Here is a 15,860-nt window from a genome sequence, read left to right on the forward strand (position 1 = left end):
ACTCCTGAGAGACCGATAGTGAACCAGTACCGTGAGGGAAAGGTGAAAAGAACCTTGAATAAAGGAGTGAAATAGAACCTGAAACCATGCGCCTACAAGCGGTCGGAGCCCTTTTGTGGGGTGACGGCGTGCCTTTTGCATAATGAGCCTACGAGTTACTCCTCCCTGGCAAGGTTAAGTATCTGGAGATACGGAGCCGCAGCGAAAGCGAGTCTGAACAGGGCGCACAGTCAGGGGGGGTAGACGCGAAACTTTGTGATCTACCCTTGGGCAGGATGAAGTTGCGGTAACACGCAATGGAGGTCCGAACCAGTTTCCGTTGAAAAGGATTTGGATGACCTGAGGGTAGGGGTGAAAGGCCAATCAAACTGAGAAATAGCTCGTACTCCCCGAAATGCCTTTAGGGGCAGCGTCGAGGTTGAGTCTCGTGGAGGTAGAGCTACCGATAGGACTAGGGGGAGTCAAATCCTACCGAATCCTGACGAACTCCGAATGCCACGTGACATACTCGGCAGTGAGGCTTGGGGTGCTAAGGTCCCAGGCCGAGAGGGAAAGAACCCAGACCATCAGCTAAGGTCCCTAAATTTACGCTAAGTTGAACAAAGGAGGTTCAGTTGCTTAGACAGCCAGGATGTTGGCTTGGAAGCAGCCATTCATTTAAAGAGTGCGTAACAGCTCACTGGTCGAGCGACAGGGCATCGATAATAATCGGGCATCAAGCGTGATACCGAAGCTATGGATAGAATTAATTCTGTGGTAGGGGAGCATTCCCGCCTGCTATGAAGGCGCCTGGCAATGGGCGCTGGAGCGTCGGGAAAAGCAAATGTAGGCATAAGTAACGATAATGCGGGCGAGAAACCCGCACACCGAAAGACTAAGGTTTCCTGATCAACGCTAATCGGATCAGGGTTAGTCGGGTCCTAAGGCCGATGCGAAGGCTAAGGTCGATGGACAACTGGTTAATATTCCAGTACTAGCGTGACCCAGCGATGCGGTGACGGAGAAGTGAAAGGCCCGCCTGGTGACGGAATACCAGGTTGAAGGGTGTAGTTATAGGACTAGTAGTTAAGCACGCTAGACCTGACGAAACCCGATAGTACCCCAAGCCCCCGGGCGAGGGGATAGTGGCCCTAATCCCGCTCCCAAGAAAACCCGCTAAGCGTTCACGGTCACGCTACCCGTACCGCAATCCGACACAGGTAGTCGAGGAGAGAATCCTAAGGTGCTCGAGTGAATCACGGCCAAGGAACTCGGCAAAATGGCCCTGTAACTTCGGGAGAAGGGGCGCTTCCTCCAGCGATGGAGAAGCCGCAGTGAAGAGGCCCAGGCGACTGTTTAACAAAAACACATGGCTATGCGAAATCGAAAGATGAGGTATATGGCCTGACACCTGCCCGGTGCCGGAAGGTTAAGAGGGGATGTCAGCCGCAAGGCGAAGCATTGAATCGAAGCCCCGGTAAACGGCGGCCGTAACTATAACGGTCCTAAGGTAGCGAAATTCCTTGTCGGGTAAGTTCCGACCTGCACGAATGGTGTAACGATCTGGGCGCTGTCTCAGCCGTGAGCTCGGTGAAATTGTAGTCTCGGTGAAGATGCCGAGTACCCGCTACGGGACGGAAAGACCCCGTGCACCTTTACTATAGCTTAACATTGACTCTGGGTAACTCATGTGTAGGATAGGTGGGAGCCTGTGATCCGGCGTCGCCAGGCGTCGGTTAGGCAGCGTTGAAATACCACCCTTGAGTTATCCGGGGCCTAATCCCGGAGGGGAGACATTGTTTGGTGGGTAGTTTGACTGGGGTGGTCGCCTCCAAAAGAGTAACGGAGGCTTTCAAAGGTACCCTCAGCACGCTTGGTAACCGTGCGCAGAGCGCAATAGCAGAAGGGTGCTTGACTGTGAGGCCCACAAGCCGAGCAGGGCCGAAAGGCGGATATAGTGATCCGGTGGTTCCGCATGGAAGGGCCATCGCTCAAAGGATAAAAGGTACGCCGGGGATAACAGGCTGATCTCCCCCAAGAGCTCATATCGACGGGGAGGTTTGGCACCTCGATGTCGGCTCGTCACGTCCTGGGGCTGGAGAAGGTCCCAAGGGTTCGGCTGTTCGCCGATTAAAGTGGCACGCGAGCTGGGTTCAGAACGTCGTGAGACAGTTCGGTCCCTATCTGTAGTGGGCGTTGGATTTTTGAGGGGACCTGTCCTTAGTACGAGAGGACCGGGATGGACGAGCCTCTGGTGGACCTGTTGTGGCGCCAGCCGCAGCGCAGGGTAGCTACGCTCGGATGAGATAAGCGCTGAAAGCATCTAAGTGCGAAACTCACCCCAAGATGAGAAATCCCTTTAAGGGCCGTGGGAGACGACCACGTCGATAGGCGGCAGGTGTAAAGCCAGAAATGGCATAGCCGAGCCGTACTAATTGCCCGAGAACTTTCCCGCCACCAAAAAGGCGCGTACCCTGGTGTTCTCTCTTTTCCCAAGTATATCAAAGCACCCCCCGACATCATTGACACTCGCCCCCGAAAGGGAGGAGAAACGGAAAATAATGGTGGCTATGTCGCGGGTGTCCACCTCTTCCCATTCCGAACAGAGAAGTTAAGCCCCGCCGAGCCGATGGTACTGCGGTCACACGCGGGAGAGTAGGTAGCCGCCAACCCCACCTAAACAGCCCACCCCTCTAGAAGAGACGGTGGGCTGTTCGCGTTTACAGGTATGTGAGATGGGGGAAATAAGGTGAAATATGGTGGGATGGAAGGCTACTTTGTATATTTTTTTAATCATTAGTGGGGTAGCTAATTCCTATTCCAACGTTTTATTTCTCCTTTCATAAAGAATGCGTGGGACTGTAAAGTCTTTTTAAGTTCAGATTAAGGAAAAATTAACAATAAAAAGGGGAGCTACTTCATAATTGAAGTAGCTCCCCTTTTTGTCTTCAGTCCCTTTTACATCCGATTTGGAATCTGTTCACTCTGTAGTAAATTGGGCCAGATGTGGAAAGTAAGCTTAACTATGAATACCTCATCAGTCTTATTCAGCAACTTTCCCCCGCTTCTAAACCAGTGTTCAACCTTTATGTGATAGATGGTTACACCCATTAAGAAGTAGCTGTGTTGCTAGGAATATCTTTTGGTACTTCTAAATCTATCCTCTCCAAGGCTCTGCAAATCTGGGAGAAATTTTAAGTAAAACAGAGTTGATGAACTGGAGCAATATATCTGACGAAGAGCTTGATCGTCTGTTTAAGGCATCGGCAGATAACTTCGATCTACCTTTTGTTCAAGAGGCATGGACTGCTATGGACCAGAAGTTGGAGATGGTGCTTGAGCGCCATAGTTGGTTCAGAAGATTCTTTCCTAATTTCTGCATTCTTGGCTTCGTAACTTTAAATTCTATTTCCCCCATTACATATACTCAAAGCAACCTAACAAGGTAGACTAAGAAATTATCGCTGCAACAGAGGAGCAACAAAAACAATGATAAAATCAGAAGAATAGGCAAGAAATTGGAATCAATGTTACTCCTAAGCCTAATGTGCCGAGATACACTAGTTCTACTGTAGACAATGATGCTCTTGAACCTGAGATAAATGGGTCTGCAGTCAATAGAATAGGGGAACAAGAATACTTTCCTGAAAAAGTTGAGAAAAGTGTAGGAGTAAATAGAAGGAGAGGAATACAAAAAGATAAGTTCCTTTTCAAAACACCTTCGTTGCGAGTAGAAGCTAATTTTGCTAAAACCCCCTTCAGAACTACTAAGGAAAATGAAGCTGGAGATGATATTTCAAAAAAGTATCATGGCAAATTAGGGGCAGCAGCAGCAGCAGAATAAAAAAACGAAATTATTTCAGAACCTAAGAAAGCCATAGATGAAGCTATTTCGTACATAGATTCTTTTTAGTCAGTTTCAATGGTTTCACAGACAGATTCTACTAAAATACTTGAGGTTTCAACTAGTTTCCTTTCAAAGGACTCAACTACTCAAGACACTCGATTGAATTCTGAAGAGAGACCCTAGTTTTTAAGTTTTGTACAAATAGATTGGCAGTAGTCCCGGCTTTGACTACTGTTAAATATAAAGATCCAGAAGGGGTAAGTGAGAATGCAGGTATTCCAATTGGAGTGCCACTTACCAGAAGATTGAGTTTTGTCACCGGAGTAGTGTGGGCATATAAGAAATATAGTGCTGATTCTGAGAAATACGATTTCGGGAGTGGAATTGCTTCTACTTCAACATTGAGGCGGCTTGTAAGGTGCTGGATATTCCACTATACCTAAGATACCAAGTGATAGAAGCTGGAAAAATTCGGTAGCGCTGCAGGCGGGTATTTCCAGGTATGTGATGCTGAATATAAAGTACAGCTCAGGGTATGGAGGCTATTATGGTTACTACTACGAAGTAGACAACAAAAACCGTCACTGGTTCAAGGTGCAAAATGTGTCTTTGGTTTATACCTGAACCATTTAACCGGCTTTTTCAGTAGGTGTTGAGCCGTTTGTGAAAATACCTTATTTATGAATATGAGCAGGTAAAGTGAAATTAACTAGTGCAGGAGTGTTTTTCACGGCAGGATATACACTCAAGCTTAAACCATAAATGAATCTAGTTGCTCATCAATGACAGCACGCTTCATTTGTGCTGGGTGGAATGCCATTACTTTTACTCTTTTCAAAATCTAACCTTACACCTAACCTCAAACCTTATGAAAACAAATCAAATTTTAACACGTTTGGCCCTTGGCCTTTTTGTTGCCCTGTCATTTGTGATAACCAGTTGCAGCAGCGATGATGATGGTGATCAACCAACAAACATCATCAACTTTAAAAATGCAATTATTAGAGGGTCTGAAGAAGTGCCCGCAAATACTTCTACAGCTACTGGTACTTTTACAGGCTCTTACAACCAGGACACAAATATCCTGTCCTACACCATCACCTTCTCAGGGGTCAATGTCACCGCTATGCATTTCCATAAAGGAGCTAAGGGAGTTAGTGGGCCAGTAGTCATTCCAATTGGAACTGCTCCTTACACAAGTCCTATCAATAGCCAAACTCCTGCCTTGACTGATGCACAGGAAGCAGATCTTTTGGCAGGTTTGTGGTATGTGAACATCCACAGCGCGCAATTCCCAGCTGGAGAGATTCGGGCGCAAGTGGAACGTCAATAAAATAGGTGGTTCCTCTTAAACTATCTAAACCCTTGTGATGGCACATCTCCTCTTTATCATTCTTTAACAGTATATCTTATGAAAAATAGCATATGGTTCTTTTTGACAGTATCCATCTTTTCTGTCTCTGTGGTTTCGGGCTGTAAAGATGATAAAGAGGAGGAGATTACTCCCACCAACAATCCGCAGCAGCAACAGTGCGATACCAATGCAGTCACCTATTCAAGCACAGTATCAAGCATCATTAGCTCTAACTGTCTGTCCTGTCATAGTTCATCCTTGGCACAAGGAGGAGTGGCTCTGGATACTCATACTCGGGTAAAAGCTGTGGCTGATAACGGAAAACTGATGGGGGTGATCACCCATGCTGCAGGATTCAAGCCTATGCCACTGGGTGGGGCAAAACTTTCTGACTGCAACATTGCAAAAATCAAGAAATGGGTAGATGCAGGCGCTCCCAATAACTAACCAAAGACCACTTTTATGAAACAAGGCTTACTTGTGCTGGGAATAGTTTTGTGGCTTGGGTTGGGACTGGTAGCGGGGCAGTCAAGGTTTTATACCAAGACTGGCTACATCTCCTTTTTCTCTAAAGCACCTCTGGAAGACATAGAGGCCAGCAACAAACAGGTGGTTTCTTTTTTGGACGTGAAGTCAGGAGAAATGGCTTTTTCGGTTCCTATGAAGGCTTTTCAATTTAAGAAGTCGCTCATGCAGGAACACTTCAATGAGAACTACGTGGAGTCAGACAAATACCCCAAAGCTTCTTTCAAGGGGAGGATAATTAACCTGCAGAACGTCAACCTAACTCAGGACCAACTCTACAAAGTGTTGATTGAAGGAGTGCTGACCATCCATGGAGTTGATAGACCTGTCAGAACAGATGGAACCTTGGAGGTGAAAGGAAAACAGCTGATAGGGAAGTCTACTTTCTCAGTGACACCGCAGGAGTTTAACATTGAAATTCCGTTTCTGGTGAAAGACCACATTGCCAAGCGCATTGACATAACCGTGAATGTAGTGTATGTCCCTTACGTAGAGAAGAGCCTATGAGAACCTGGAAGATTCTGTTTTTGATGGTTTTTCTCTATGTTGGGGCAAAAACAGATGCTCTTGCGCAAACGGATACTGACCTGCTGAAGTTAGCCGAAGCCAATGACAGCGTCACGAACGAAGCAGTTTCTGCCACCTTTAAAGCCACCCGCCTGATTAATGGTCACACCGTGGAAACGAACGGAGCAGGTTCACTACTGTTTCTCATTTCCCATAGGTTTGGCACTCTCAACAGTGGTGCGTACAACTTTTGGGGGCTTGATCAGGCCACTATAAGGCTGGCTTTGGAATACGGGATAACCAACAGGTTTACAGTGGGGCTGGGAAGAAGCTCTCTAGAAAAAACGTATGACGGATATCTGAAATACAAAGTACTGCAGCAAAAAAACACAGGCTCTCCGGTTACTGTGACCGCTTTCACCAGTGTAGCAGTAAAAACAATGGATTGGGCAGATCAGGAGAAAAACTTTGAATTTGCCCATAGGTTAACTTACAGCCATCAATTGCTGGTGGCCAGAAAATTTTCCGAAAGGCTGTCCCTGCAAGTAGCACCCACTGTGGTACACCGCAACCTGGTTGAGACCGGTTTAGGAGAAACCGATGTGTATGCTGTGGGGGCAGGCGGGAGATTTAAAATTACCAAGCGCACCTCCTTCAACGCCGAGTACTTCTACCTTTTGCCCGGCGAAACTGCCGATGATTTCAAAAACAGTTTATCCTTGGGGGTAGACATTGAAACCGGAGGCCACGTCTTCCAGCTGATGCTGACCAACTCACAGGGAATGATTGAGAAGTTCTTCATTCCCAGAAACACGGGCGGCTGGTCTACTGGTGACATTTATTTCGGGTTTAACGTGTCACGGGTATTCAACCTTGGCAAGGACCGGCGTGAATGGTAATACGTAAGGTGGAACAATGAAAAAAGCCCTCGATTTTCGGGGGCTTTTTTTGTGGGATAACATTAACGCAGAGTATGCTTCATTTTTAAGCTACTTATATTATTAGGTTTAAAAATGAAGCATGTCAATGGCTGTAAAATTATGTAAAGTATATTTGTGTCTGCTGTAAATACTTACTCCTAAGGAGATAGTTCTCATAATAAGGAAGGAATCTCCAAAAGTGAAAACCTACCAATAAGAAAGTAGAAACAGACGCTAGTCGCATATAAGCGAAAGTGGGACATGTAAACTTTTGAATGGGGGAGGTATGAAAAATCCTGGCTTTTAAGCCCTCTTTGTACAAAGAGGGCTTAAAAGCCAGGACAGAAACATAGTACTCTACCCTTTAAAATGAGAATAGCCCTAAATGGAAAAACTATTGTTGAGGGGTAATTTTCCAGAGTTCTCCGTTAGATTGATCGGTTACAATATAAAGCGCTCCATCTGGTCCTTGCCGAACGTCTCTGATGCGCTGGCCACGTTCTTTCAACAGGTGCTCTTCTCCGGTTACCTTGCCGTTTTCAATCTTCAGGCGCACCAGGCGCTGGTCTTTCATGCCACCCACAAAAAGATTTCCTTGCCACTCCGGAAAAGCGGTACCGGTGTAAAACTGCGCGCCAGACGGGGCAATCACCGGGTCCCAGTAGTATACAGGTTGTTCAAAGCCCTCTTTAGCTGTTACTGAATTTGGGACAGGGCTCCCCGAGTACTCTACGCCGTAAGTCACCAGAGGCCAGCCGTAATTTTTGCCTTTTTCAATTAGGTTTAACTCATCGCCTCCCCGAGGACCCATTTCCACTACCCATAACTTACCCGCAGGATCAAACGCAGCGGCTTGTACGTTCCGGTGCCCCACTGACCAGATTTCGGGTAAGGTTCCGGCCTGACCAGTGAAGGGATTTCCGGGAGCCGGTGCTCCATCTGTGGTAATCCGAACGATCTTACCCATGTGGCTGTTCATCTGCTGCGCCTGCGGCCTGATCTCCAGGTCAGAGCGTTCGCCTAAAGTAACATACAGCATATTATCGGGTCCAAACGCCAAACGGGATCCATAATGCAAAGTGCCGTTATAGGTGGGCAACGCTCTAAAGATAACTCTAACCTGTTCCAGGCTTCTACGGTCAGCTGAAAGTACTCCGCGGGCCACGCTGGTACCATTCCCGCCTGTACGGGGTTCAGAGAAACTCCAGAAGATGGTTCGGTCAGAAGCGAAGTTCGGACTTAAGGCCACATCCAGTAACCCTCCCTGGCCTCGGGCATCTACCGCGGGTAAGCCCGTGATGGGCTGTCCTTTGTCACCAGTAGAAGATACAATCAACAAACGGCCAGGCTTTTCTGTCACCAGCAGCGAACCATCTGGCAAAGGCTCTACTGCCCAAGGCTTTTCTAATCCCCTAGCCAGCACCGTCACGTTCAGTTTAGCGCTAGTTGTGATACCACAGGCCCGGGTCTGCCCAGCAAAGGCAGGTTTCTGGTCAGGGGCGTTAGCGGTTCTGGTTTCCAGGGGAGTGCAGTTGTTAGGACCCGTAGGAGCAGGGTTTTGGGACGGGTCCTCCTGAGCGGTTTCTTTATTACTACAACTGGAGGCCATCAAAGCCACAAACACAAAAGAATGCAGAAGGGTGAGGGAAGTACGCATAGAGTAAATAGTTATAGAGGGAGACTCATATAGGGTAAGAACCGGCTACATCTCTAAAAGTTAGGAAACAGCAACAGCATTACGTGTTTTTACTTTGTTTTCCTGATTTTAGTTTGTTTCCAATCCTTTGAGCATCAGGATCGTTACCTTCATGAATTCTTAATAGAATTTGTTCAAGCCTCAGGTGGAGGTTTTCCAGGTGTGCAGCTTCAACTTTTCAGAAATGGTGGCTTATTTTAAGAAAGGGATTTTTATGGGGTGGACCCTCTGCCTCCTGATTATTGTTAGCACCAATCTTACAGCCTCGGGCCAAGGAGTAACGGCTGAGGTCTTTGCCGGTACTTCATGGAGTTTGCCTTTGCCCCTGAAAATAGAGCAGCCGGGGGAGCCTACCATCAAATTCAGAGCGCGCTACAAAACCAAACCCTTCACGGGGTCTCCTTATTATGCGTACCGGGTGGGGTATAACCAATGGACCGCCGAACTGGTCCATCACAAAGTTTACCTGCAGAACCCTACTTCTGAGGTGGAGCATTTTGAAGTGTCTCACGGGTATAACCTGGCCATGGTAAGCAGAACTGTCCCTTTTACGCAGGCTCCTTCACTTTTCAGGCTGGGACTAGGGCTGGTGATCGGGCACCCCGAAGGTCGCATCAGGGGGAAGGCCATCAACCCGGTGAAAAGCCTGCTTGGGGGCGGATACCAAATCTCAGGGGTTTGCCTGCAGGCTGCAGTAGGACCCAAGCTCGGTGTCGCAGAACATTGGTTTTTCAGACCAGAAGCAAAGCTGACTGCAGCCTGGGCTAAGATGCCCTTAGCCGGGGGCGGCTCCGTCACTGTTCCAAACATTGCCTTCCATACCTTGTTTGGGGTGGGGTACAGGAGGCATCGCTGAAGGTAAAGTACTTTCCTCCTGGTAAGTAGATCATTAACCCAAGCCAACCTAAAGCCTGCCGGTGAAGTAAGCTAAGCTAGTGGAGAGAATAATACATCTTCTGGAAAAGCTGGGGCTCACCCTGCAAATTGCTAAGACTGCTTTCGCGGCTGCTTTGTCCTGGTTTGTCGCTTCCAGTTTGCTGCAGTCTGAATACCCTTATTTTGCTGCTGTGGCAGCCATTATCACGGTGCAGGTCACCGTAGCAGATTCAGTGGATAAAGCCACCCAGCGCATCATTGGCATAATTGGCGGAGTGCTGGTGAGTATGTTGCTGGGCCACTGGTTCCAGATTGGGGCGGTCTCCATCTTCTTTATTATTCTGATTGGAATGGGCTTGGCTAAAGCCCTCAAGATGAACCCCCAGATCATTTCGCAAGTAGCCATTAGCTCGCTTTTGGTGCTTGCCTTTGGGCAGACCAAAGAAGGTTACGCTTTTGAGCGAATCATTGAAACGGTGCTGGGCTCCGGCATAGCGGTGCTAATCAACGCCTTAATTGTTCCCCGTAACGCCCTGCCAGACGTAGAGCTAGGCATTCTGTCTTACAGCCAACTCTCCGCGGCCACTCTCAAAAGCTTGGCTGCAGTTCTGGATGATCTGGGACCTACCCGTAAAACCGGCCGTTCTGAGGTGGATGCCCTCATCAAAGAAGCCAACCAATGCCGTAAGACCTTTAGTTTAGCCGAGCAAAGCTTAAAGTACAATCCACTGCTGACGCACAAAAGAACCAGGTTGAGCCGGCTGGCCTATACCATGGAACAGTTGGAAAGCATCACCATCCAGGTAAGGGGTATCAGGAGAAGCCTAGCCGATATTCAGCTAAACCAGCACCTAACAACGGAGCAAACCTATCTTCAGAAACTCAAGGTAGCCATGGAAACCACGGCTGATGCCATCACTGCCTTTGGGTTAGCGTCTATAAACGTTTCAGAGGAAAACCTTCATAGTTTAACTCAAGCCATTCAGCAGGCCCAAGTAGAGCAGGCACATTGTCTGGACAGCCTCAACAGTATTGGTTCGCTAGCTACCATAAGAGACATTGGGAGCATCCTCACTGATCTGGGGCGAATTGCCTCGGAAACCCAACCCCAGAAACTGGCTGCAGAAAGTGTTGCCACCTCATAAACCCATAACAAGTTGTACAGCTGTTTTGAGCCTGTTTTCCTGAAAAGGCAACGTAAATACCTTTTCTGGTCAATCTTCATATTTAAAGATAAACCTCATTTTTAGAAAGTAGCCCTACTTATTAGGGCAGAAGAGAGGTATCTGTCACAGCTATTGCCGCTTCCGTCACATTTAGTTTTTGTCGCAAAAAGCACTGCTTATCCTTGTCCATAATCAGACGGGTTTACCAGGTGTTTAACAAAAACTAGCATGAAAACTTACAGCAAAACAGCATCGTTTCCTGAGCAGCCTCCAATGAAGGAGCGACTCCTCAGAGGCATTTCTCTCTTTCTTTTACTGGGATTATTAGCTTGGGTGGGTTGTACGCCCAAGGCCCGTCTCAACCAAAATGGGCCTTTACTTTCCGGAGGGAAAACCCAGGTACCGACTCTTGATGCAAGCCGAATTTCGATCTTAGCTGATTCCCTGGCGCAGGTTTACCTGAAGGCAGGAGAGATACCCGGCATAAGCATGGCGGTCGCCAAAGAAGGAGAGGTGGTGTTCTCAAAAGGCTATGGCGAAGCGAATCTTGAATTGGGGATGCCTGCCTGCTCCCATACGGTGTACAAAATAAGGTCAGTCACCAAACAGTTTACGGCGGCTCTGGTCATGCGTTTGGTAGAGGCCGGCAAAATCTCGCTGGATGATTCCATCACCAGGTTTCTGCCTGATTACCCTACGCAAGGGCACCACATCACCATCAGGAATTTACTGAACCACACTTCTGGCATAAGTAACCAATCCTCCAGCCTTACTCTGCAGACTGCTTTAAATGGCGGAAACAAACAATGGTTTAAGCTGGACCTTTCTCTTGAGGAAATGATTGATCGGTTCGGGAAGTTGCCATTCAATTTCAAGCCGGGGCAGCAATTCCAGTACAATAACCTGGGCTATTACCTGCTGGGGCACATCATCCAGAAAATAACCGGAATGCCTTACGCCGCCTACCTTGAACAGGAACTGCTCCAGCCCCTGGAACTGGGCGAAACCCTCTTCGCCGATGACCACCGCATCATTCTCAACCGGGCTGCAGGCTATGAGTTTTATGGAGGCAAACTCATGAATGCTCCTTACACCAGTCCACAGGCAGGGTTTGCGGCCGGGGCAATTGGGTCTACCGTGGGTGATCTGGTGAAGTGGACGCATTTGCTGCACAGCGGGAAAGTAGTCTCCAAGGAATCCTTGCAGCAGATGACCTCACCTACGGTGCTCTCTAACGGTGATACGGTAGGGTACGGATTCGGGCTTTATTTGGCGGAACTGGGCAGTCACCGCAAGGTATACCATGGCGGCACTCGGCCGGGTTTTGGAGCGTATCTGGCCCACTACCCAGAAGCCGGGGTTACCATTGCTATTCTTACCAACTCAGGGAGTGGACGGGAGAAAGCTGCCGAAATGGAAAAGGTGCTGGCCCGCTCTGCACTTAACGAGAAAGTGCTGAACCTGCCGCTGGCCCAACAAGACCTGGAGCCCTACACCGGAACCTATACCTTCCAATCTACTCCCACAAAATCCAGAGAATTGCGGGTGTTTTATGAAAACGGGCAACTGAAAGGCCAAATGACCGGAGGCAAGCCTTTTAGGCTGCTGTACCAGGGGCAGCACGTGTTCATTCCTGAAGTGAATGATACCATGCGTCTGATCTTCAGCATGGAGAACGGCAGGGTAGACAGGTTGAAAATCAAAGAGGGACCTTGGGAGGTGACTCCGGCTACCCGAAAGTCTTAGGTTAAATCCCCCATGGGTAGCTTTCTTTAAAACTTACAAGGGCTTAAACCACCTGAGTACTCCTTCCTGTCCATCCCATATACTTAACCATTCGTCACATTTTTTGTTTTCTAACGGGCCTAAATCTTATCATTGTTTAATAATCTACCAGAATGAAAGACCTCATCAATAATCCGCAGTATCTGAAAAAGATTGAGTTTTGGGCAGTGACCACCATATTTGTTTTTGCGGTGTTTTTCCTGAACACAACTGATCCTTCGCTACTAAGAGAATTGTTTAAAGAAGCGAATACACCATTCTATTACTACTCAGACTACTTTTTCCCACTCTTTTTTCAATACACCACCCTTTTTCTGGGGTTCCTGGCCCTTAACTTTTACATAGTACCCAACCTGATCAAAAAAGAGAATCTGGCACAAAACATCATTTTCACAGTCATGATTTACCTGGCCGTGGGGCTGGTGTTTGGGATCACCTATACCTACGCCAAAAACTACCTGTTCGCCAGGTATGCCACGGAAGATGAGGTGTATACCATGTTGTTTAAAGACAGCTTTTTCTATGCCTTCTGGCTAGCATTGATGTTTGGGGTGTACTCCGTAGTGAAGTTTGCGGGCCTGTACCTGCTGTCCCATTCAGAAGTGATCCAGGCTAAATACAAAATCATAACCCGCGATGCTTTGATTGCCTTTGTGCTCTGGATGATCAGTATGTTTCTCTTGATGCTGGCCGATGCGGAAGGAGAGATTTTGATAGGTTGGGCCATCATCATTCCGTTTGGGATAGCATTCTTTTGCTATTCCTTTTATAAGCTGCTTCCAATAAGTATACCTAAAAAGAACCCCTTCCGGACCTACCTGCTGTGGACGGTTCTGGTGTTGGCGCTTGCGGTGATACCAGTTGGGGTAATTGCCCTGCTGATTGCCAGAGACGGGGATTATGCGGCGGGATTGTCCATGTTTAACACGGCTTTTCAACTCCTAATCACCATGCCACTTTCCTGGGTTTTGTATAAGCGGCAAATGCGCGGGAACGAGGAGATTCATGTGCTGAAGAAAGAGCTGGGGCAGTCTAACGCAAATTTTGACTTTCTGCGCTCACAGATAAACCCGCACTTCTTATTTAACGCCCTCAACACTATTTATGGCACGGCCATCCAGGAAAATGCGGAGCGCACCAGTGAAGGAATTGAGAAACTGGGAGACATGATGCGGTTCATGCTGCAGGAAAACATGCAGGAAAAGATTCCGCTGGCCCGTGAGATAGAGTACCTGAACAATTACATCAGTTTTCAGAAGCTGCGGACAGATCCTAATCCTATTGTGAAGATTGAGTCTTCTATTGAGTGTACGCCCAACACTATCCAAATCTCGCCAATGTTATTGATCCCTTTTGTGGAAAATGCCTTTAAACACGGCATCAGCTTACGGGAGCCTTCCAACATCAACATCACGCTGGAAGTGAAAGACAAAACCCTGTATTTTGATGTGCACAACAGCAAGCACGTAAAGCAGGGCAATGATCCGGAGAAGTTTAAAAGCGGGATAGGCCTGAACAACGTAAAACAGCGCCTGCAGCTATTGTATCCGGGGAAACATGACCTGATCATCAGGGAAACCGGAAAAGAATTTTTTATCCACCTTACATTAAAAGTATCTTAGGTCTACCAAAGCTTACTGCTCCGTCTGTATGAAAGCCATTGCCATTGACGATGAACCCATTGCCTTAGAAATCATAAGGTCACACGCCTCCAAGGTCCCGTTCCTGGATTTGAAGGCGGAGTTTACCGATGCGTTCAAGGCGCTGGAATACCTGCAAAAAGAAAGCGTGGATCTGCTTTTCCTGGACATCAAAATGCCGGACATCTCAGGCCTGGACTTTTATTGTTCCTTAAGCAAGAAGCCGCTGCTGATCTTTACCACGGCGTACATGGAGCACGCCGCCACCAGTTTTGAGATGGATGCGGTAGATTACCTGTTAAAGCCTTTCTCGCTGGCCCGTTTCATCAAAGGGTGCAACAAGGCATTTGAGCTCTATAATTACAGAAACTCGCCAGAAACTCAGGACCACATTTACATCAAAACCGGCTATGAGCAACTGAAGGTGTCGTTTGAAGAAATTCTGTACTTAGAAGCTACTGGCAACTATGTCACCTTTGCCTTGAAAGACAAGAACATCCTTTCGCGGAGCACTTTCATTGAAGCCATCAACTTACTGCCTACTGACAAATTTGTGCGGGTTCACCGGTCGTATTACGTTGCGGTGCATAAGATTGACAAAATGGAAAGGCATCAGGTCACCATCCAGAACAAGCACATTCCTATCAGTGAAGCGTATCGGCAGAACCTGACCGCGTTGCTTCATAAGTAACTTAGCTAAAGGTTTAACAAAAAATTGCGCATATCAGGGGTGTCATAATCTTGCAGCCCCTCATGTTTGGTAACGATTTTACCCTCTGGAGAAATGATAAAGGTGGTGGGGATGGAAGGGCTGTAGAATTCCTCAGGAATTGGTCTAGAGGCTAAGTAAACGGGAAAGGTATAGCCTTTCTTCTGAATGTACTTCTTTACTTTAGGTATGCCTCCTCGGTCAACTGAAAGCATGACAAACGCAATTTTGTCTGACCCTACTTTCTCATAAAGCCGTTGGATGTTGGGCATCTCGGCCACGCAGGGAGGACACCAGGTAGCCCAGATATTCAGGAAAATTACTTTGCCGTGGAGGCTTTCAAAAGCAATAGGGCTGCCGTTAAGGGTGGTCATCTGGAAACCGGTTCCTGCCTTATAAGTGCTGCTAGCAGAAGCAAGAGCAGCCGCATTTTTTCCGGTTGTGGGTACTTCGGCTTTCTTGAGTCCGGTGGCTAGTAAAAGGCGCTGCATTTGCCCAATTACCTCAGTGTGAAGGCCGGTGGCATACAATCCACCAAAGAGGAGGAGCATGATTGCCCAGCCTGGTATCTTCCGGAAAGGGAAGGTTGTATTCTTCATATTAATTTTGACTTGGTTTACCCGTTGTTTTCTTAAAGCAGCCGCTAAAGTAAGTTAACTATACTACCCGTCTTTTTCTCTTACCTGAACACTTGGCTTAAACTGCTCAGACAGCAAAATACCCAGATAATCAGAAACAATGCTTCTATGGGTTCGTTAATAAAGCATTATGTAAAGCACATTGAGGAACTAGTTGCGTAGAGAAGCCCCACCTGCATAGTGTATTTTCCTGCATGAATCTGGAAAAATAGAGCTGT

The 15,860-nt window shown here is 47.5% G+C and carries 12 protein-coding genes and 2 rRNA genes (1 of these 14 cut by a window edge); 12 read left to right on the plus strand and 2 right to left on the minus strand.

Annotation, left to right across the window (positions count from 1 at the left end; all coding sequences use genetic code 11):
- The 7 genes from DC20_RS15700 to DC20_RS15735 all read left to right on the plus strand — a co-directional run.
- Window positions 1-2,434: ribosomal RNA gene (locus DC20_RS15700) — 23S ribosomal RNA — on the plus strand (it extends 455 nt beyond the left edge of the window).
- 105 nt (window positions 2,435-2,539) lie between these two features.
- Window positions 2,540-2,651, plus strand: a 5S ribosomal RNA gene (gene rrf, locus DC20_RS15705).
- A gap of 875 nt (window positions 2,652-3,526) precedes the next feature.
- Window positions 3,527-3,823, plus strand: coding sequence for a hypothetical protein (locus DC20_RS15715; protein WP_062544696.1), 297 nt, complete (start codon window positions 3,527-3,529; stop codon window positions 3,821-3,823).
- An 871-nt stretch (window positions 3,824-4,694) separates the two neighbouring features.
- A complete protein-coding gene (locus tag DC20_RS15720) occupies window positions 4,695-5,159 on the plus strand; it encodes a CHRD domain-containing protein (protein WP_062544697.1) in 465 nt (154 codons plus the stop codon).
- A 78-nt stretch (window positions 5,160-5,237) separates the two neighbouring features.
- Window positions 5,238-5,627 carry a hypothetical protein gene (locus tag DC20_RS15725; protein WP_157593183.1) on the plus strand — a complete coding sequence of 130 codons (390 nt, stop codon included), beginning with the start codon at window positions 5,238-5,240 and terminating at the stop codon, window positions 5,625-5,627.
- A 15-nt stretch (window positions 5,628-5,642) separates the two neighbouring features.
- Window positions 5,643-6,212 carry a YceI family protein gene (locus tag DC20_RS15730; RefSeq protein ID WP_062544699.1) on the plus strand — a complete coding sequence of 190 codons (570 nt, stop codon included), beginning with the start codon at window positions 5,643-5,645 and terminating at the stop codon, window positions 6,210-6,212.
- The gene (locus DC20_RS15735) at window positions 6,209-7,111 is read left to right on the plus strand and encodes a DUF5777 family beta-barrel protein (RefSeq protein ID WP_062544700.1); all 903 of its coding nucleotides are present in this window, start codon (window positions 6,209-6,211) and stop codon (window positions 7,109-7,111) included. Before DC20_RS15730 ends, DC20_RS15735 begins: the two co-directional genes overlap by 4 nt.
- A 415-nt stretch (window positions 7,112-7,526) precedes the next feature.
- Here the strand turns inward: DC20_RS15735 and DC20_RS15740 are convergent, their stop codons facing one another.
- On the minus strand, window positions 7,527-8,789 hold the full coding sequence (locus DC20_RS15740) for a PQQ-dependent sugar dehydrogenase (protein ID WP_062544701.1): 1,263 nt from the start codon (window positions 8,787-8,789) through the stop codon (window positions 7,527-7,529).
- A gap of 253 nt (window positions 8,790-9,042) precedes the next feature.
- On the opposite strand from DC20_RS15740, the gene DC20_RS15745 reads away from it, so the two are divergent.
- From DC20_RS15745 to DC20_RS15765, 5 genes are all read left to right on the plus strand, one after another.
- Window positions 9,043-9,684 (plus strand): hypothetical protein, encoded by a 642-nt coding sequence (locus DC20_RS15745; protein ID WP_157593184.1) that lies wholly within the window; start codon window positions 9,043-9,045, stop codon window positions 9,682-9,684.
- 79 nt (window positions 9,685-9,763) lie between these two features.
- Window positions 9,764-10,849: an FUSC family protein gene (locus DC20_RS15750; RefSeq protein WP_062544703.1), complete on the plus strand. Its 1,086-nt coding sequence runs from the start codon at window positions 9,764-9,766 to the stop codon at window positions 10,847-10,849.
- A gap of 249 nt (window positions 10,850-11,098) precedes the next feature.
- Entirely contained in the window at window positions 11,099-12,616 is a 1,518-nt protein-coding gene (locus tag DC20_RS15755; RefSeq protein ID WP_062544704.1) for a serine hydrolase domain-containing protein, read from the plus strand.
- Between the two features lie 152 nt (window positions 12,617-12,768).
- Window positions 12,769-14,277, plus strand: a complete 1,509-nt coding sequence (locus DC20_RS15760; RefSeq protein ID WP_062544705.1) for a sensor histidine kinase — start codon at window positions 12,769-12,771, stop codon at window positions 14,275-14,277.
- 28 nt (window positions 14,278-14,305) lie between these two features.
- On the plus strand, window positions 14,306-14,986 hold the full coding sequence (locus tag DC20_RS15765) for a LytR/AlgR family response regulator transcription factor (RefSeq protein ID WP_062544706.1): 681 nt from the start codon (window positions 14,306-14,308) through the stop codon (window positions 14,984-14,986).
- Between the two features lie 5 nt (window positions 14,987-14,991).
- On the opposite strand, the gene DC20_RS15770 is transcribed toward DC20_RS15765, so the two are convergent.
- Window positions 14,992-15,603: a TlpA disulfide reductase family protein gene (locus tag DC20_RS15770; protein ID WP_062544707.1), complete on the minus strand. Its 612-nt coding sequence runs from the start codon at window positions 15,601-15,603 to the stop codon at window positions 14,992-14,994.
- Between the last annotated feature and the right edge of the window lie 257 nt (window positions 15,604-15,860).

It is taken from the genome of Rufibacter tibetensis (assembly GCF_001310085.1).
In the GTDB taxonomy this organism is placed as follows: Bacteria; Bacteroidota; Bacteroidia; order Cytophagales; family Hymenobacteraceae; genus Nibribacter; species Nibribacter tibetensis.